This is a genomic window from Thermodesulfobacteriota bacterium (assembly GCA_035325995.1).
In the GTDB taxonomy this organism is placed as follows: domain Bacteria; phylum Desulfobacterota_D; class UBA1144; order Nemesobacterales; family UBA2774; genus JADLGH01.
The window spans coordinates 154,926-174,145 of sequence record DAOKYU010000001.1; the positions used below are offsets into that span (position 1 = coordinate 154,926).

General features: G+C 54.3%; 12 protein-coding genes and 1 tRNA gene. 12 read left to right on the plus strand and 1 reads right to left on the minus strand.

The window, feature by feature from the left end:
- Positions 1-44 precede the first annotated feature (44 nt).
- Positions 45-518: a thioesterase family protein gene (locus PKC29_00720; GenBank protein HML93935.1), complete on the plus strand. Its 474-nt coding sequence runs from the start codon at positions 45-47 to the stop codon at positions 516-518.
- 101 nt (positions 519-619) lie between these two features.
- Here PKC29_00720 and PKC29_00725 read toward each other — a convergent pair whose 3' ends face one another.
- Entirely contained in the window at positions 620-1,816 is a 1,197-nt protein-coding gene (locus PKC29_00725) for an acetyl-CoA C-acetyltransferase (protein HML93936.1), read from the minus strand.
- A 184-nt stretch (positions 1,817-2,000) separates the two neighbouring features.
- Here PKC29_00725 and PKC29_00730 point away from each other — a divergent pair, with 184 nt between their 5' ends.
- From PKC29_00730 to PKC29_00780, 11 genes are all read left to right on the plus strand, one after another.
- Positions 2,001-3,110: a D-alanine--D-alanine ligase family protein gene (locus tag PKC29_00730; protein HML93937.1), complete on the plus strand. Its 1,110-nt coding sequence runs from the start codon at positions 2,001-2,003 to the stop codon at positions 3,108-3,110.
- A 129-nt stretch (positions 3,111-3,239) separates the two neighbouring features.
- Positions 3,240-6,542, plus strand: coding sequence for a PDZ domain-containing protein (locus PKC29_00735; GenBank protein ID HML93938.1), 3,303 nt, complete (start codon positions 3,240-3,242; stop codon positions 6,540-6,542).
- Positions 6,543-6,663: 121 nt separating this feature from the next.
- A complete protein-coding gene (gene msrA / locus PKC29_00740; GenBank protein ID HML93939.1) occupies positions 6,664-7,206 on the plus strand; it encodes a peptide-methionine (S)-S-oxide reductase MsrA in 543 nt (180 codons plus the stop codon).
- A gap of 129 nt (positions 7,207-7,335) precedes the next feature.
- Positions 7,336-7,412 (plus strand) — tRNA-Pro (locus PKC29_00745).
- A 237-nt stretch (positions 7,413-7,649) separates the two neighbouring features.
- Positions 7,650-10,523 carry a PAS domain S-box protein gene (locus PKC29_00750; protein HML93940.1) on the plus strand — a complete coding sequence of 958 codons (2,874 nt, stop codon included), beginning with the start codon at positions 7,650-7,652 and terminating at the stop codon, positions 10,521-10,523.
- On the plus strand, positions 10,517-11,161 hold the full coding sequence (locus PKC29_00755; protein ID HML93941.1) for a response regulator transcription factor: 645 nt from the start codon (positions 10,517-10,519) through the stop codon (positions 11,159-11,161). The genes PKC29_00750 and PKC29_00755 overlap by 7 nt, the downstream gene beginning before the upstream one ends.
- Before the next feature lie 432 nt (positions 11,162-11,593).
- Positions 11,594-13,747: a GAF domain-containing protein gene (locus PKC29_00760; protein ID HML93942.1), complete on the plus strand. Its 2,154-nt coding sequence runs from the start codon at positions 11,594-11,596 to the stop codon at positions 13,745-13,747.
- Positions 13,741-14,385: a response regulator transcription factor gene (locus PKC29_00765; protein HML93943.1), complete on the plus strand. Its 645-nt coding sequence runs from the start codon at positions 13,741-13,743 to the stop codon at positions 14,383-14,385. The genes PKC29_00760 and PKC29_00765 overlap by 7 nt, the downstream gene beginning before the upstream one ends.
- Positions 14,386-14,823: 438 nt before the next feature.
- Positions 14,824-16,845, plus strand: coding sequence for a hypothetical protein (locus PKC29_00770; GenBank protein ID HML93944.1), 2,022 nt, complete (start codon positions 14,824-14,826; stop codon positions 16,843-16,845).
- Positions 16,846-16,984: 139 nt separating this feature from the next.
- The gene (locus PKC29_00775; protein HML93945.1) at positions 16,985-17,956 is read left to right on the plus strand and encodes a hypothetical protein; all 972 of its coding nucleotides are present in this window, start codon (positions 16,985-16,987) and stop codon (positions 17,954-17,956) included.
- A gap of 251 nt (positions 17,957-18,207) precedes the next feature.
- Positions 18,208-19,128: a hypothetical protein gene (locus tag PKC29_00780; GenBank protein ID HML93946.1), complete on the plus strand. Its 921-nt coding sequence runs from the start codon at positions 18,208-18,210 to the stop codon at positions 19,126-19,128.
- Positions 19,129-19,220 lie beyond the last annotated feature (92 nt).

Below are 19,220 nucleotides of genomic sequence, written 5' to 3' on the forward strand. Positions count from 1 at the left end.
TGGGACGGGTACGCCGGTGATAATTCGACTTAAAAGGATAAAGAATGGCCAGAATAAAAATGGAGTTCCCGGAGAAGCACGTTTTTTCGACCGAGATACCGCTCCGCATAAGCGACATCAATTACGGGGGACACCTCGGGCACGATTCCATACTGTCGCTCACGCACGAGGCGCGCGTCAGGTTCTTCAGGAGCCTCGGCTTCACGGAGCTCGACGTGGACGGCCCGGGCATAATACTCTCTGACGTCGCCATAGTGTATAAGTCAGAGGGATTTTACGGCGACGTCATGGTGATAGACATAGCAGTGTGCGACTTCACCAAGTACGGGTGCGACCTCGTCTACAGGGTAGGCAACAAAGAGACGGGTAAGGAGGTCGCCACGGTGAAGACCGGCATCGTGTTCATGAGCTACGCCGAAAGGGCGGTCGCGCCCGTACCGGAGAAATTCAAAAGCCTCTTCGAGACGAACGAATACTTTTTCGAGATTCAGTCGGGCACGACGTCCGGCGGTAAGTGACCCTCGATTTTAAGATGATTGTTTGTCCGGAGTAAATTCAAAAGGGAATAAAAAAGGGGGAGGGCTAAAAAGCCCTCCCCGGAAGTTTCTATATTGAGTCTTTAATTCTTTTCTTTCTCGACGATAATCGCGATGCCCATTCCGCCGCCGATGCAAAGGGCCGCGAGGCCGCGCTTGGCCTTCTTCCGCTTGCCCATTTCGTGGAGGAGCGTAACGAGAATCCTCGTTCCGGAAGCTCCTATCGGATGTCCGAGGGCTATCGCTCCGCCGTTCACGTTGACCTTCTCTTCGGGTATCGGGAGGTCTCTCAGCACCGCGAGCGACTGAGCGGCGAAGGCCTCGTTCAGCTCGAAGAGGTCGATGTCGTCGAGCGAGAGCTTCGCCTTGTCGAGCGCCTTCTGTATCGCCGGCACAGGCCCGATGCCCATGATGGAAGGATCCACGCCGCCGACGGCATAGGCCACTATCGAGGCTACGGGCTTAAGGCCGAGCTCCTTCGCCTTCTTTTCGGACGAGACGAAAATACCGGCAGCGCCGTCGTTAATGCCCGAGGCGTTCCCGGCCGTCACCGTCCCGCCTACCTTGAACACAGGGCGGAGGCCCTTCAAAACTTCGAGGGTCGTATCGCCCTTCGGGTGCTCGTCCCTGTCGAAAGCCAGGGGGTCGCCCCTCCTCTGCGGGATGAGCACGGGCACTATCTCGTCCTTGAATCTGCCCTCGTCCTGGGCGGCCTTACATTTCTGCTGGCTCTTGTAAGCGAATTCGTCCTGCTCGTCTTTCGAAATATTGTAGGATTCCGCGAGATTCTCCGCGGTGACTCCCATGTGATAATCGTTGAATATGTCCCAGAGGCCGTCGTACACCATGCCGTCGACTATCTCTTCCTTGGGCATTCCCATCCTGTACCCGTAACGCGCCTTGGGGAGGTAAAAGGGGGCGAGGTTCATGTTTTCGGTACCGCCCGCGATTATGGCTTCCGCATCCCCCGCCTTTATCGCCTGCGCGGCGAGCACGACGGACTGAACACCGGAGCCGCAGACCCTGTTGATCGTCACGGCCGGAGTCTCTACGGGGAGCCCGGCTTCGATCGCGACCTGTCTCGATATGTTCATCCCCTGTCCTGCGCTGAGGATGTTGCCCATAATGCAATCGTCGACGACCTTCGGGTCCACTCCGGTCCTGTCCAGTATCTCCTTTACGACTGTTGCACCCAGCTTGGCCGGGTTCGTATCTTTCAACGTTCCGCCGAATGACCCTATTGCAGTCCTTAACGGTTCGCTCAGAACAACTTTCTGCATATGAATCGCCTCCTTGTTTAGGTTGACTGCCAATCCGCTGAGTGGATTTTACATTAAGACTTTCCATTTGCAAGTAAACGGAGCCCTCTCTGCCTTGACAAGGGTTAGCGGTTTGGGTAACCCGTTAGATGCCGCCGCGGCGCGGTGTGATTCAACTTGCCGCAAATGAAAAAAAGGGGGCATCTTGGCGAAATTAACAGTCGGAGTCGTTTTCGGAGGCAGGTCCGTAGAGCACGAGGTCTCGCTCGTCTCCGCGAAATCCGTGATATCACATGCCGATAAAGATAAATACGAAGTATTTCCCATATTTATAGATAAAGAGGGGATATGGAGGAGGGCGTCCATAGACGCCTGGCTGGGCGGCGGTGAGCTTAAGGTCGAAACCGGCTCCTTCCTTACGCCTTCCCTCGGCTCGGGCGAGCCGTTACTGTACGAGATCGCGGACGGGAAGCTCGCCGCGGAGCACGGTATAGACGTCATTTTCCCCGTGCTTCACGGCACATTCGGCGAGGACGGCACGGTACAGGGGCTCTTCGAGCTTATGAGCGTTCCTTTCGTCGGCGCGGGCGTCCTCGGGTCGTCCGTCGGAATGGACAAGGTAATGATGAAGGCCGTGCTCAAGGATTCCGGCCTCCCCGTGCCGGAGTTCGTCGGATTCTACAAGCACGAGTGGGAGGCCGACAGGAACGGCGTCGCCATACTGACGATGAATATCCTCGGCATGCCGTGCTTCGTCAAGGCTGCCAACCTGGGCTCTTCCGTGGGCGTGACCAAGGCGAAAAACGGGGACGAGCTCGAAAAGGCCATAGACTACGCCTGCAAGTTCTCAAGCCGCATCATCGTCGAAAGGGCGGTCACGAATCCGCGCGAGATAGAGATAAGCGTCCTCGGGAACGAAGAGCCCGTCGCTTCGTGCGCGGGCGAGGTCATTCCCCACAGGGAATTTTACGACTACAAGGCGAAGTACCTCGAAGAGGGGACGGGCCTCGTCGCCCCGGCCAGGCTCGGCGACGAGCTCACGGCGCTCCTCCAGGATTACGCCGTACGGACATTCAAGGCCCTCGACTGCTGCGGCCTCGGGAGGGTCGATTTCCTCATAGAGGAAGGGACCGGGGCCATTTACGTAAGCGAGATAAACACGATCCCCGGGTTTACGCAGATCAGCATGTACCCCCGGCTCTGGGAGGAAAGCGGGCTCGGCTTCGAAGACCTCGTAAGTAGGCTTATAGAGCTCGCCCTCGAACGCGCGGCCTCACAGAAGGCGTTCAAGACCGATTTCAGGGACGAGATTTGAGCCGTTTGCATATCACGCCGCAAAATCCGGGGACACCCGGCGCGTATGGAGGTATAGTTTATATCGTACGCGCCGACACTCGGGCGCAATAATATGGCGCAATAATATAAGGAACAGCCCCCTGACAGAATGAAGCCCCGTCTACCGAATATCTCTATTTTTGTAGTTCTGGCTGCGTTGTTGCTCGGCTCCGCGTTTTCGAACCCCGAAGCAAAGCCGCCCGAAACAAAGCTGGCGGAAGAAACCCCCGACGCGCTCATGCTCCGCTATCCGGACGTAAGCGGGGATTCGATAGCGTTCGTCTACGCCGGGGATATATGGGCGGTTCCCAAGTCCGGGGGGCTCGCGTCGCGGCTTACGTCCGCAAGGGGGAACGAGATACTGCCGAAGTTCTCCCCGGACGGCGGGACGATAGCCTTCAGCGGGAATTACGACGGCAACGTGGACATATACACGATCCCCCGCACGGGCGGGATACCCGAAAGGCTCACCCACCACCCCGACGACGACATAGTCGTCGACTGGTATCCGGACGGCGGTAACATCCTCTTCCGCTCGAACATGCTGAGCGCGAGCCAGCGCTACGACAGGCTCTTTAAGCTTTCGGCGAAGGGCGGGCTCCCCCGGGCGCTCCCTCTTCCCTACGGCGAGCTCGGCAGCCTTAGCCCCGACGGTAAAAGAATGGCCTTCGAATACATGGCCCCCATGCGCGGCGCGTGGAGAGGATACAGGGGCGGTATGGCGAACGACATCTGGATCTACGATTTCGAGTCGGGCTCCATAGAAAAGATCACCGACTATCCGGGCACCGATTCGGTGCCGATGTGGCACGGGAAAGACATCTACTTCGTTTCGGACAGGGGCGGCGAGAAGCGGATCAATATATGGGCTTTCGATACCGAAACGCACGAAACGCGCCGGGTCACGGACTTTAAAGACTTCGACGTGAAATGGCCGAGCCCCGGCCCGGACGACATCGTCTTCGAGAACGGCGGCAGGCTCTATCTCCTGAGCCTGCCCGACGAAAGCATAAGCGAGATAGCCGTGCAGGTGCCGAACGACCTGCCCGAGCTACGCCCGCGCCTGAAAGACCTTTCGCGGAACATAAGCGACTTCTCGATCTCCCCCACCGGAAAGCGGGCGCTCTTCGGGGCGAGGGGCGAGGTCCTGACCGTCCCCGCGGGGCAGGGCAGGATAAAGAATCTCACGAACACTTCGGGGATTGCGGAGCGGTTCCCCGTTTGGTCCCCTGACGGCAAGTACATAGCCTACTTCTCGGACAAATCCGGCGAGTACGAGCTTTACTACAGGCTCAGTAACGGGGACGGCGGCGAGACGAGGGTCACCGGGGACGGCTCCGTCTTCCGCTACAAGCCGGTCTGGTCTCCCGACAGTAAAAAAATCGCCTTCAGCGACAAGACCGGTCGGCTGTTCGTGGTCGATATAGACGACGGAAAGCCAAAAGAGATAGACAGGGACAAGTTCGGCAATATAAGCACTTATTCGTGGTCGCCCGACACGAAGCACATCGCATATGTCAAGAGCGAATCGAGCGATATCAAGTCGATATACGTTTACGATCTCGCGGCGGGAAGGCGGCATAAGGTGACGAACGGATTTTATAACGACAATTCGCCCCTTTTCGATCCCGAGGGGAAGTACCTCTATTATTTCTCCGACACGTCCTTCACCCCTGTCTACGGCGACATGGACGACACGTGGGTTTACCCGAACTCTACACAGCTCTACGCGATCACGCTGGCCGGCGGCGCTCAGTCGCCGCTCGCCCCGGTAAACGACGAGGAATACGTCCCGCCGGGAAAAGAGAAAAAGGCCCCTGAAAAGGGCGAGATAGATTTCGGCGGCATACAGTCGCGCGCGGTGAAGATCCCGGTCTCCGCCGGGAATTTCGGACGCGTTACGGCGGCCGGCGGAAAAATCGTCTACCTGCGTTTCCCCGCGGCAGGCAGTGCGGGGTTTGACAACCCCGGCGGCGCGCTACAGTACTTCGACCTCGGGGACAGGAAGGAAAAGACCGTCATGCAGAACGTCTCCGACTACGACCTCTCGGCAGACGGGTCGAAGATCATTTACCGGTCGGGCGACACGTACGGGATCGTGAATCTCTCGGAAGGGAGCAAGCCGGGGGACGGGCAGCTCGGCCTCTCGGGGCTTAAGGCTAATATAGACCCGAGGGAGGAGTGGAAACAGATATTCACCGACGCGTGGCGGATACAGAGGGACTTCTTCTACGACCCGGGCATGCACGGGGTCGATTGGGACGCCGTCAGGCAAAGATACGAAAAGCTACTTCCTTTCGTCACGGACAGGAACGATCTCAATTACGTCATCGGTGAGATGGTGGGCGAGCTCAATTCTTCGCATACCTACGTCGGCGGCGGCGATATGGACGAGGCCGAGGTGCTGCCCTTCGGTCTTCCGGGCGCGGAGTTCGAGCTCGATTCCGGCGCCAAGGCGTACAGGATTAAAAAGATATACACGGGCGGCAAGCTGAATCCGGATGCGTATTCTCCCCTGGGCCAGCCGGGTCTCGGCGTCGAGGAGGGGGATTACCTCATCGCCGTAAACGGACGCAGGCCAGACGTAACGAAAGATCCATGGGAGGCGTTCGCCACGCCCACGGGCGACATCGTAACGCTGACAGTCGCAAAGAACCCGAACGGCAAGGACGCGCGCGACGTGAATATAAAGCTCATCTCGACAGCCGACGACAGGAGGCTCCGGTATCTCGAATGGATCGAATCGAATCTCGACAAGGTCGACGGGGAGACGAACGGAAGGGTGGGTTATGTATACGTTCCGGACACGGGATGGCAGGGACAGAACGAGCTCGTAAGGCAGTTCGTGCCCCAGGCCGGAAAGGAAGCCCTGATAATCGACGAAAGGTTCAACGGCGGCGGGCAGGTCCCCGACCGCTTCATCGAGCTCCTTAACAGGCCTGTGCTGAACTACTGGGCGACGAGGGATTTTAAGGACTGGAAGACCCCAGGCCTTTCCAATGCGGGGCCTAAGGTGATGATAATAAACGGCTGGGCCGGGTCGGGAGGCGACGCGTTCCCCTACTACTTCAGGAAGACCGGGCTCGGCCCGCTCGTAGGGACCCGCACTCTCGGCGGCCTCATAGGAATAGGCGGGAACCCGGGGCTAATAGACGGCGGGTTCGTCACGGCCCCGAGCTACGCGTTCTGGAACTCGGACGGAAAATGGGAGATCGAAGGCTACGGCGTCGAGCCCGACTACCCCGTCGAGGACCTGCCCGAGAACATAAAGGACTCCCCCGACCCGCAGCTCGAAAAGGCCATAGGCGTCGCCCTCGAGCTTCTTGAAAACAATCCCCCGAAGAAGCCCAGGCGTCCCGTCTACGAAGACAGGGCAGGCTCGGGAAAACCCCGTACGGCGCCGGGTCTTTAACCCGTAAACGCTTATTCCCTGAATCCTTTTCTCTTGTAAATCTATATATAGATTCAGGGGCGAGTTGTCTCTTTTGCCGCGGCCAATATACTTTAGATATATCATTTACACGGGGGCGAGAATGGAAGAAAATGGCGGAAAATACAAAAAGGCGACTTTTTCGGGCGGCTGTTTCTGGTGTATGCAGCCCCCGTTCGACAACCTTCCGGGCGTCGTCTCGACCACGGTCGGCTACACGGGCGGGACGGAGAAAAACCCGAGCTACCACGACGTCTGTTACGGCAGAACGAATCACCTCGAATCCATAGAAGTCGTATACGACCCGGACAAGGTCTCGTACGAGGAGCTTCTCGACGTATTCTGGCTTAATATAGACCCGACGGACGACGGCGGGCAGTTCGTGGACAGGGGCCGGCACTATAAAACGGCTATCTTTTACCACGACGAGGAGCAGAAGAAGACCGCCGAAGAGTCGAAAAGAAAGCTCGAAGAGTCGGGGAGGTACAAGGCCCCTGTAGTTACGACCGTACGGCCTGCGATGGAATTCTATCCCGCCGAGGATTATCATCAGAAATATTACGAGAAGAACCCGATAGGATATTCTACCTACAAAGCAGGCTCCGGTAGGGAAGGATACATACAGCACATGAAAGGAATGAAGTAATCTTCGCTTTTCCCGAGGGGGAAGGTTTTTGCCTTTAGGCGTTTCCCGAATCGGGAAAATAGAACGCCGCCGGAACCGGCTCCCGACCTTGTTGTTTTTCTTCTCATAGGTATACTTCTCGTTCCCGGTCGGGGTGTAGCGCAGTCTGGTAGCGCGCGGCGCTTGGGACGCCGAAGTCGGAGGTTCGAGCCCTCTCACCCCGACCATTAAAGCAAGGTGCCTGTCTCGATTGCAGCGATTTCTATAGCCAGGCGGGGTTGCGATAAGATGTAGGCGTGCGTCTTTCGCATGTACCTGGAAAAAACCACTATCCGATTCGATATTACGTTTGCGTAACGCATCCGGGCAGCCTTCTGTGGTAATTATATCTTGATTTGTGTAGTTACATGTGCTAATTGATATTCATAGGGAGTAGACAGGGAGGGGTCCCCTGTCTGTCAATCATGGGTGAGTTTACACGAGCCGTATTTAACAAGCTCTTCAGCACTTCCGAGATCGCGATGGGCTCAGTCGATCTGAACGGAGTATTCATTGACGTCAATGAAGCGTTTTTAAAAATAACGAAATACTCCAGGGAAGAGATAGTCCACGAAAAAACGTTCAGGGACATTACTCCCCAAGAGTATTTCGATCTCGAAACCGATATAGTCAAAGAGCTTCTGGCGACCGAGAATCCCATCAGCTACGAAAAGGAGTTCATATGCAAGGACGGAAAGATAACTCCCGTCATAATCAAAAGCATATGCCTGAGAGACGCTGATGGAAAGCCTTACGCCCTCGCAGCCACCATGCTGGAAATCAGCAAGCGAAACTTCTATAAAGACGGCCTCATAGAAAGTGAAAATAAGCTCAACGCCCTGCTCGACATGACGGAAGACATCGTTTGCGAGATAGGGGCGGGTGGAAGATTCGTATACGTGAGCCCCGACCTGGGAAAGCTCGTTCCCTATATCCCTTCGGATCTCAAGGGCAGGGAGTTCCTTTCTTTCGTTCATTCCGGCGACGCGGCACGTACGAAGTCGAAGTTATCCTGCTCACTCAAAACATTCTCGAAGGAAATCTGCACTTTCAGATTCAAGGCTGGTGAGAGTGGCTGGAGACCTGTCGAATGCGTTATAAAACCATTCAGGAATTCCTCGGGCGATCCCCATTTGATGCTTCTTTTGAAGGGCCCGAAAGGTAAGGCCGTTCCTGTAACGAATGCCGCCGGCAGCGAGCCCGGGCTCAACGATCTGGCGACGGACCTCGACAGAAGGATCACGGACCTCAACATAATTTATAAAATTACAAAGGCCGTGCACAAATCGCTCGATCTCAAGGACCTGTACAAGATCGCGCTCGACATGATCATAGAGCTCGATAACGTCGATATGGCGTTCATATATCTCATCGACGACGCGAAAAACGAGGCCGTGCTCGAGGATTACAGGAACGTTCCGGAAAGTTATGTCCGCAAGGTAGCCAGGATCCCCAAGGGTAAAGGCATTACCTGGAAGATACTGGAGAGCGGCGAGCTCTATAATGCCGAAGACGCCCAGACGGACGAACATATAGGGCCTGCGGGTAAAGAGCTGGGGCATCACGGTATACTTGGCGTCCCGCTTACGATAGGCGGCAGGGTCATCGGCGCTTTATATTTTACGACCTACAGGAATTATAAATTTAACGACAGCGAAGTCAGCCTCTTCCGTTCGATATCCGAACACATATCGGTTGCTATCGCCAAAGCCAAGCTCTATGAAGAGCTCCGGAAAAAAAACAAGCGCGAAAGAATTATAAGCGCCGTCACGAGGAGCGTCCACAGGTCCATAGACCTTAAAAACGTCGTACAGAACGCGGCGGATTCCATCAAAAGAAACATCGAAGGGGCCGACTGCGTCGCGGTTTACACGATCAACGGCAGCGAAGCCGCGCTCACGGCCCTCAGCTGCGGTAATTCACAGATCAAGTTCTACGAAGTGTTCGTCCCTGCGGTCGAGAGCGCGACATGGAGGCTCTTCAATACCGGAAAACCCATGGTGAACAATAATATCGGCGAGGAGAGCAAGATCGATTTCATCGAGCCCGGCTCGGCGGTAAAGTCGTTCGTCGGCATACCTCTCAGGTATAAAAAACGCATCATAGGCTCTATACACATAACCTCGGCGGAAGAAAACACATTCGACATCAGGGAGCTCGGGTTTTTAAGGATAGTCACCAAGCAAATCGAATCCGCCATAGACAACGCGTGGATGGCGGAGGCGCTCAAGACGAGCGAAAAGAAGTACAGGGACCTTTACGAAAACGTTCCCGCCGGGATCTATTGTAAATCCTACGACGGCAGGATAATCATGGCTAATCCTACATTGATCCAGATGCTTGGATACGGGAACTTCGAAGAAATGGCGGTGCTCAACCGCAAGCGAAGCGCATTCGTCAGGGAAAAAAGCCGTGCGGAAATGTCCGCGAGAGTATCTAAAAAGCAGTCCATGATAACCGAATTCGAATCCTCGTGGATTAAAAAAGACGGGTCCGTCATCGAAGTGATCGAGAGCGTAAGGTCCATCACGAACGCAAGCGGACGGGTGCTTTATTACGAGGGAACGGTCACCGACATAACCGAAAGGAAAATGTTCGAAAGAAAGCTCAAGAGCTCCCGCGCCAGGCTGAGGAAGCTGACGTCATACCTCCAGCAATTCCGCGAGGAGGAGCGCACCCTTATCGCAAGGGAGATTCACGACGAATTCGCACAGCTCCTTACGGGCATGGCCATAGATCTTTCGTGGCTGAAGCAGCGTCTGCCCAGGTACCTCGAGCACAGCACCGACGCAGCCGTTTTCGAGAAGCTCGATAATTTCTCGACCCTTCTGGGCAGCGCTTTCGATGCGGTTAAAAAGATATGTGCACAGCTCCGCCCCAGGGTGCTCGACGAGCTCGGCATAGTAGCCGCGATAAAGTGGCAGATAGACGCCGTCAAAGCGCATACGAACATCGATTTCGATTTCAAATACTCCGAGGGGTTCTCCGCGACGGACCCGAAAGTAACGACGGCGCTTTTCCGTATATTCCAGGAATCGCTCACGAACATCATACGGCACTCGGGCGCTACAAGGGTGTCGATTACGATGAGGAAAAAGGACGACGCCATAATATTGTGCATCAGGGACAACGGAAAAGGCATACCGGAGAGCTCGAAGCTCAGGCCCGGCTCGATGGGGCTTCTGGGGATAAGGGAGCGCGCGCACGAGCTCGGGGGCGAAGTAAGGATTAAAGGAGTCGCCGGCAGGGGAACGAGCATACGCGTCAGGATACCTGCCAGGCAAAGAGTGACATGCTGAGGGTTCTTATTGCCGACGACCATCCTGTCGTAAGGCAGGGGGTGAAACAGATTCTCACCGAAGAGCTTCAGCTCAAGCAGTTCGGTGAAGCCAGGAACGCCAGGGAAGTTCTGGATAACATTTCCAAAAAAAAATGGGATATCCTGATCCTCGACATCAATCTCCCCGACATGAACGGGCTCGAAATACTCCGCCAGCTCAAAAAGGTGCATCCGGATCTTCCGGTCCTGGTACTTACGGTTTTCGACGAAGACCAGATCGCCATAAGGGTTCTCAAGGCCGGTGCGGCGGGCTCCGTGACGAAGGAGACCATGCCGGACGAGCTTATCGCTGCGGTGAAAAAGATACATTCCGGCGGCAAGTACGTGAGCCCGTCCCTCGCCGAAAAACTCGTCTTCAATATATACGCAGAGGATGAAAAACCCGTTCACCACAAGCTCTCGAACAGGGAATACCAGGTGATCTGCCTCATAGCGGCCGGGAAATCCGTAAAGCAGATAGCCGAAGAGCTCTACCTCAGCATCCAGACCATCAGAACGTACAGGACCCGTATTCTCGAAAAGATGGAGATGAATACGGACGCCGAGCTCATTCATTACGCCATTCAGCACGGCCTCATACACCCGCCCAATATCTAAAAGCGTCGAATTACGGTCTGCGGTTTTCCCCCTGATGGCGACAACCGTAAATATCCGGACAATGATTTGAACCACTTAAGCGTGCGCGGCACAAGACAGCCGCCGTTCTGACCACCCGAATCTAGTGTAAATAATTACAAGAGCCATTAAAATGCGATTACATGCACGGAGCCATATCACTACAACAATATCATCGTTCCGAGGATAGAAATTCCTCATCCCTTATTCTACAATCGACTTAACCACTAAAAATCATTATTGATATTTGTGTTCCGATGACCGGTGGAGAGCGTGGCCGAGTTCGGCCACGGGTTTTAATCGGACGCGGCTGTTCATCTGCGGCGCTCGTCTTTATGTCCGAAGCCGTTTGTTCGTTTGTTAGTGCGGGACCTGGTAACTCTGTGAGCAACGAACCGAGGGATGCAGCGTAAAATGGCAAAGGCGGCTGAGAAGATATCACACGGTAAAAAAATCGAGAACGAAAAGAGAATTACGGCCCTTGCCCGGGACCTCGACCGTCGGAATACCGACCTCAACATCCTCTACACGGTCACTAAGGCCGTGCATCAGTCTCTCGACCTGAAGGAAGTCTACAGGATTGCACTCGATACCATTATTTCACTCGATAACGTGGATATGGTGTTCGCTTATCTGGTGAACGAGAGCCGGACCGAGGCGATTCTCGAAATACACAGGAACGTCCCCGATAGCTACACCACGAACGTCTCCCGGATACCGAAGGGAATCGGAATAACGTGGAAGATAATAGATAGCGGAAAGCCCCTTAACGTAGAAGACATCCAGATGAATAAAGACGTCGGCCCCGGAGGGAAGAAGCTCGGACACCACGGGATTCTCGGTATTCCCCTTACGGCCGGGAGAACCGTAATAGGCGTCATATATTTCGCGAGCTACAAGAACAGGAGGTTCGACGACAGCGAGGTCAGCCTCTTTTCGTCGATATCGGATCATATATCCCTTGCCATATCGAAGGCCAAGCTCTACGAGGAGCTTCGAAAGAAAAACAAGCGCGAGAAGATACTGAGCTCCATAACCCGTAGCGTTCACCAGTCGATAGACTTAAAGCACGTCCTTCAGAATGCCTCCGAATCGATAATGCACAGCATAGATAACGCCAACAACGTCGCCATCTACATGGCCCACGGCATAGAAGCCGCGCTTAGCGCATACGCCGGAAATAACGACATGTACGCGAAGTTCTACGACGTTTTCGTCCCCGAGATGAACGGGGCGACGTGGAAGATTCTCAACGAGGGGAAGCCCGTAATCTACAACGACATCACCCCCGACAGCGTCGAGAGGATCGATTTTCTCGAGCCCGGGGCGTACGTGGGATCCTATCTCGGCCTCCCGGTCCGGTACAAGAAACGCATAATCGGCTCGATAAACATCATATCGATCGAGAAAAACATATTCGACGGCAGGGAGCTCGGATTCTTCAATGTCGTCGTGAAACAAATCGAATCCGCCATAGATAACGCCGGTATGGCGGAAGCCCTGAGAGAGAGCGAAAAGAAATACAGGGAGCTCTACGAGAACGTGCCGGCCGGCATATACAGGAAGTCCGAGGACGGAAGGATACTAATGGCCAACCCCACCCTCCTCCAGATGCTGGGCTACGATTCGTTCGACGAGCTTGCCTCGAAGAACCTCAAACGCAGCGAGTTCGTGATGGGACGCGAAAACGGCACACAGGGTCTTCTGCAAAAGGGCTCCCAGCCGAGGGAATTGGAGTCGTCGTGGTATAAAAAGGACGGCTCGATCATAAACGTCATAGAAAGCGTGAGGGCGATATCCGACAAGAACGGCAATTTCCTTTATTACGAAGGGACTGTTACGGATATCACCGAGAGAAAGAAGGCCGAAATGAAGCTCGAAGAATCACGCGAGCACCTTCGGCGGCTGACAGCGCACCTCCAGCAGTACAGGGAAGAGGAAAGGGCGGTCATCGCGAGGGAGATACACGACGAATTCGCCCAGCTTCTCACCGGCATAGCCATAGATATCTCGTGGCTGAAGAGGAGAATACCCGGCATCGCTGATCGGGAGGGGGCGGGGGCCGTGCTCGATAAAATCGAGAAGCTTTCCGTTCTCGTGGACAACGCCTTCGAGTCGGTCAAGAAGATATGCGCCAAGCTAAGGCCGAAGATACTCGACGACCTCGGTATAGAAGCCGCGATAAGGTGGCAAATAGACGCCGTGCGGGCGCAGACCGACATAAATTTCGAATTCAAATCGTTTATAGACGACTTCATGCCCGATCCGAAAATATCCACCGCTATATTCCGCATATTTCAGGAGGCGCTCACCAACATCCTGCGCCACGCTGAAGCCAGGAACGTCGTCGTTATGCTCGAAAAGAACGGGGAGTTCATCGTACTCGGAGTCGAAGACGACGGCAAGGGAATAGCGGAAAGCTCGATGTTCGGCGTGGAAGCGATGGGGCTTTTGGGAATGAGGGAAAGGGTGCATGAGCTTAACGGCGACCTTAGGATAAAAGGTGTGCCCGGGATAGGGACGAGTATAAGAGTCCAAATACCTTGCGAGGTCAAAACACAATGCTGAAAGTCCTTATTGCCGACGACCACCCTGTCGTGAGGCAGGGTGTAAAACAAATACTTTCCGACGGGTTCAGGCTCCACCAGTTCGGAGAGGCGGAAAACGCCAAAGAGGTGTTCGAGAACATATCCAGAAAAAGATGGGACATACTGATTCTGGACGTGAATCTCCCCGACGTCAACGGGCTCGAGATACTGAGGCAGATAAAGAAGGTCCAGCCCGAGCTCCCCGTGCTCGTCTTTACGATAATAGACGAAGACCAGATAGCGGTAAGGGTGCTCAAGGCGGGGGCGTCCGGGTTCATATCCAAGGGGTCGCTCCCGGACGAGCTTGTGACGGCGGTGAGGAAGATACATACCGGGGGGAGGTACGTAAGCCCGCACCTTGCCGAAAAGCTCGTCTTTAACATATACACGGGCGACGAAAAGCCGGTCCACCACAAGCTTTCCAACCGCGAGTATCAGGTGATCTGCCTCATAGCGTCGGGTAAATCCGTCAAGCAGATAGCCGAGGAGCTCTACCTCAGCGTACAGACCATAAGAACCTACAGGACAAGGATTCTGGAGAAGATGAATATGAAGACCGATGCCGAGCTCATTCACTATGCCATACAAAACCACCTTATTTACACGCCGTCAGTTTGATGTATATGCATATAGTTTGTCTCGGCGACTGCCCGGGCGCTTTATTCCACCCGCCTGACCACTTGTGGCGCTACAAGGGTGTAATGCGGCGGATTACGCGGCGATGGCAATTGTTATTACGTGAATATCATTGTTATGTCGATAGAAATGGATTACCGGATATTTTAGAATCGACTTACGTTACAGCAAAATCTATCGACGATTCGGGAAAAGTTCGGCAAAAAGACACTTTGAGAAACCGGAAAATGACCCGAACGGAGAAAATCTATATAACCAAAAGGAGGAGGTAACGAGAATATGCGTAACTGGGTTAAGAGTTTACTCTTAGTTATGGTATTAGCTTTAACACTTCCGTTAACCTACGGCGGCTGCGGCGGCGGTGGTAACGGAGGGGGTCCTGGCCCCGAGCCTACCCCGACCCCCGATCCGGGTGGCATAGTGATCGATGAGAACGACATCGGCGGCCACGTTCTGAACAACGGGGTTCCCGAAGCCGGTGTATGGGTCATCGCCGAGACGCTTCAGGTTCATGAGAAGATTCATGAGGGCGTCAGCACGCCGGGTATTTATCAGAAAGTCGTGGTTACCGACGATCAGGGGAGATTCGTGGTTCCTGACCTTCCCGACGCTACTTACGACGTCTGGGTAAGGGGTTACGGGTTGAGGGATTCGGATGCGATCCAGGTTACCCCCGGTAATCTGGTGGACCTCGAGGCTGTCTCCGCTGCGGACGCGAGAGAAGCCGCCCTCGTATATCCTGCGAACTACTGGTTTGCGATGCTCGACATCCCGGACGACGACGAGCTTCCCGGCACAGGGCCCGACGGCAACGGATGGGCGCCAAGCCTCCAGAGCTCGGCACAGTTCGTCAACTCGTCGAAGCTCGGATGCCAGCTCTGTCACCAGCTCGGTATAGCCGACACGAGGCTCAGCGGTCCCGAGGCTTACGACTTCGGCTGGAAAAAAGCGAACCAGATGAACAATACCGCGAACGGACTTGGACGAGACGGTATGGTAAGGACGTTCGGCGACTGGGGCGCCAGGATATCCGCCGGAGAATATCCGAGCCAGATTCCCCCGAGGCCGTCCGGAAAAGAAAGAAACATGGTTCTCACGATGTGGGAATGGGGCGATTTCTACACCTACGCTCACGACGAGACCTCTACGGACAAGCGTAATCCCACCCTTTATCCATACGGCCCCGTATACGGCGTCGACATAGGACAGGACTACACGCTCATGGTCGACCCGATCAATCACTTCTCTACGAGATATAATACGCCGACACTCGGAGGCTTCGATACGCCGTGGTGTAACCAGACGTTCAAGGGCCTTTTCGACGAAGAGCCGAGACCGTCCGGTTTCGGCACGCTCGGATGCCCGGCTCCCGACGGAACATCTGCGCACGAGGGCGCCTATCCGAACCCTGCGAACCCGCACAACCCGATGCTCGACGATACGGGCAAGGTTTGGCTGACTACGCAGGTAAGAAGAGAGTGGCAGGAAGACTACCCTGACTTCTGTCTCGACGACCCGGCTATCATGGGCACCGCGGAATCCCCGAGGTCGCACCATCGTCAGCTCGGATATTTCGATACGGTCACCGAAGAGACGGTTCTCATAGACACCTGCTACGGTACGCACCACCTTCACTTCGATGCCGACGGCAAGGTATGGACGAGCGGAGACAGCTATGTTTTCGGAGTGTTCGATCCGAGCACGTTCGATCCCGACGATCCGAGCACGCTCGGGCCTTCGCAGAAGTGGTATGAGGTTGTTGTCGACTCCGACGGCGACGGGGAAGCCGATACGCCGATCATAGGGTTCAACTACGGCATCATCCCGAACATCTTCGACGGCACCATATGGACGGCTCAGCCGGGCTTTCCGGGCCGTATAGTAAGGTTCGATCCGGCCACGGAGAAGTTCGAGACGTATACTCCGCCCGCTCCCGGAAACGGTGGCAGGGGACTTGACGTCGATACGAACGGAGACGTCTGGATATGTCTGTCCGGAAGCTCTCACGTTGCCAAGTTCGAGCGCGACAAGTGCGCGCAGACCTGGGGCACCGGTGATCAGTGTCCGGAAGGCTGGACTCTCTGGGACATACCGGGCCCTGTATTCGAAGGGACGAACCTCAAATCCGACAACCACTACTACACCTGGGTCGACTGGTATGACACCGGCGGACTCGGGCCGAACACGGTTGTCTGCACGGGCACGGGTTCCGACTCCGCTATAGCGTTCCTTCCGGACACGGAAGAGTTCGTCAGAACCTACGTTCCTTACCCGATGGGTTTCTACCACAGGGGACAGGACGGCAGGATCGACGACCCGAACGCGGGGTGGAAAGGAAGAGGCTGGTGGGTTGACTACGGCAGCGACCCTATGCTTCACACGGAAATTGAGAAAGGATTCATATTCCACGCTCAGTACCGTCCGGATCCCCTTGCTCATTAATGACATGACAAGGATTAGGCTCTGATAATAAGGTCAGGGACTCATATTACATGGGTCCCTGACTTCTTTTTAAAAAAGGCATGGCTTGAAGTTGTATAAAAAAGGGTATCAGTAATACAGATACGATCAGGGAGGGCAAATGCGTTTATTTCTTTTAGTTTTGGGTTTTTCGTTATCTTTTTTGGTTTTGCAGGATTCGAAGGCTGATACTGAACTCAACAATCCCTACGTCAATAACTACCCATTCAAAAGTGTAATAATACAATACAAAAACGAAGCCAGATTCGGACATAAGGGAGACGAAGACGCCAAGACTTATTCCGGGTCCGAGGAGCTGTTCATAAAGGGGGACAAGAGCCTGAGGATTACGACAAAAGAAAGGCCCGATGAAGACGGTGAGAAAGAGACGATAAAAGGCATGAAGCTCGTTACCCCGGAGAAGGAATTTGTCATAGACATCGACGAAAAAGAAGCTATCGAGATCGAGAATCCCAAAAAATACGGTAAGGCGAAGTATGAAGAATTGACTGAAAAAGAGAAGATAGAGTTTTATGAGAGAATGGAAAAAAGAAAGGTCGTATCCATGGACCTTCTCGGCGTCGGGCGTAAGGTCGGAACCGAAACCGTCCTCGGAAAAACGTGCGACGTATACGAAAGCGGCCAGAAGCCAAGCGATGAAGATTACATGAATAAGTTAATCGAAGGCGCGGCGCCGCCTGGTTATTCCAAGATATGGATATGGAGAGATGCCGGTATACCGCTCAAGATGATAGCGGAAGATATCGGGTCTTATTCGGAAACCGTGGCGACCGGGATTGAAGAAAATGTCGATATTCCAGACAGCAAGTTCGAATTGCCCGAAGGGACCGAAGTCTTTTTCGATGAAAAAGCCTCGGAATCCGCAAAGAATGAAACACTTTCGAGGTTCGAGCTTTACAAGTACGGGGTCCGCCAGGATCTGAGATTCAAAGCCGGTCCCAAGGAAGTGCTCGACTCCGAGGGGAACTGGGTGCCTGCGGATTCGCCGGAAGGCAAAAAGATTCTCGAAGAGGCCGAAGCCAAAAGGAAAGCCAAGATAGGGGCCACTCCTGCACCCGAAACAACGAATTGAGGACGGGAGAGTTTTCGTGATTCGGCTCAGTCCTGCGATAAGTCCCGGCCTGATGTCTACTTCGCGGACGAAGACGGCAAGCACGAAGTGTGCCGCCTTGTCGCATTATATTCGGGCCGATCTTGCAGATTCGATCAGGAGCGGAAATGAATTTACGGGTCCGTATCGCTACCCCGTTTGGCGGCCGGCGGCACGGAAGATGTAGATAAAGTAGATGTAGATAAAGTAATGGTGGTAATAGGGGTGAACCTATGAAGAATCTAAGTTTGGCTGTTTTTACAGCAATCTTGATGGTTATATCGGTAAATGCTTCTTTTGCCGGGAATGGCGAAGCCGGCGCGGACACTTCCAACCCCTACGTCAATTCCTATTCCTTTGACAGCGTATTCGTAAAATACGTGGGGAAGGCGGAGCATGATTATAAATCCGGGGAAAATAAAGCGACCTACGAATGGACGGAAACGCTGTACATAAAAGGCGGCAATATGGCCAGGGAGACAAAAGGAGTAACCCCGGGCAAGGAAGTGAATAATTTACAGATCGTGGATACCGAATTCGCCTACGTAATCGATATGGTCGATAAGCAAGGCGTAAAGGTCGATAACGCAAGCAAATACGGCAAAGAGGAATACGAAAAACTGTCCGTGGAGGACAAATTGGCCTTTAGGGAGCACCTGAAAGAAAAGGGGGTCGTCACTCTCGATCTCCCCCCTCTGGGGAAAAAAGTCGGTACGGAAAAGATTCTGGGTTATGAGTGCGACGTCTACGAGACGGGAGAAAATCCTACCGAAGAGAATATAGAGCAGGCAGTTAAAGATAGAAAGCCTCTGCCGGAGCTCAGAAAGACCTGGATATGGAGAGAGAACTCGCTTCCTCTCAAGATGCTCGTCGAAACCGGGGACACCCGTATGGAGTTTAAGGCGGTGGAGATAAAAGAGGATACCGCCATCCCTGAAACCGCTTTTGAAGTGCCCGAAGGGGTAAGCGTTATTTACAACGAATATGAATCTGGCGTTGCCAGGGCGAATATCCTGAACCAGTTTCAGCTCTATAAGACCGGGCTCGATGAGCCGCTCCGTATTAAGGCGGCTCCGCCGAAACACGGTATTTCTCCGGAAGACCTGGAGGCGCCTTCGAAAGACACCGGAACGACCGGGGGCAAGGGCGGGTAGGCCGAGGCAAAGAAGGGCGGGTAGGTCCCTAACCGTTTCGGGCGCATTACACGGTTTCTGTATGCGGCGCTGTTCAAACGGAGCATTTTAAT

What these genes read in the sequence shown, in the direction of transcription:
- PKC29_00720 (HML93935.1), top strand. Translation starts at nt 45, where the DNA reads ATGGCCAGAATAAAAATGGAGTTCCCGGAGAAGCACGTTTTTTCGACC.
- PKC29_00725 (HML93936.1), bottom strand. Translation starts at nt 1,816, where the DNA reads ATGCAGAAAGTTGTTCTGAGCGAACCGTTAAGGACTGCAATAGGGTCA.
- PKC29_00735 (HML93938.1), top strand. Translation starts at nt 3,240, where the DNA reads ATGAAGCCCCGTCTACCGAATATCTCTATTTTTGTAGTTCTGGCTGCG.
- msrA (HML93939.1), top strand. Translation starts at nt 6,664, where the DNA reads ATGGAAGAAAATGGCGGAAAATACAAAAAGGCGACTTTTTCGGGCGGC.
- PKC29_00750 (HML93940.1), top strand. Translation starts at nt 7,650, where the DNA reads ATGGGTGAGTTTACACGAGCCGTATTTAACAAGCTCTTCAGCACTTCC.
- PKC29_00755 (HML93941.1), top strand. Translation starts at nt 10,517, where the DNA reads ATGCTGAGGGTTCTTATTGCCGACGACCATCCTGTCGTAAGGCAGGGG.
- PKC29_00760 (HML93942.1), top strand. Translation starts at nt 11,594, where the DNA reads ATGGCAAAGGCGGCTGAGAAGATATCACACGGTAAAAAAATCGAGAAC.
- PKC29_00765 (HML93943.1), top strand. Translation starts at nt 13,741, where the DNA reads ATGCTGAAAGTCCTTATTGCCGACGACCACCCTGTCGTGAGGCAGGGT.
- PKC29_00775 (HML93945.1), top strand. Translation starts at nt 16,985, where the DNA reads ATGCGTTTATTTCTTTTAGTTTTGGGTTTTTCGTTATCTTTTTTGGTT.
- PKC29_00780 (HML93946.1), top strand. Translation starts at nt 18,208, where the DNA reads ATGAAGAATCTAAGTTTGGCTGTTTTTACAGCAATCTTGATGGTTATA.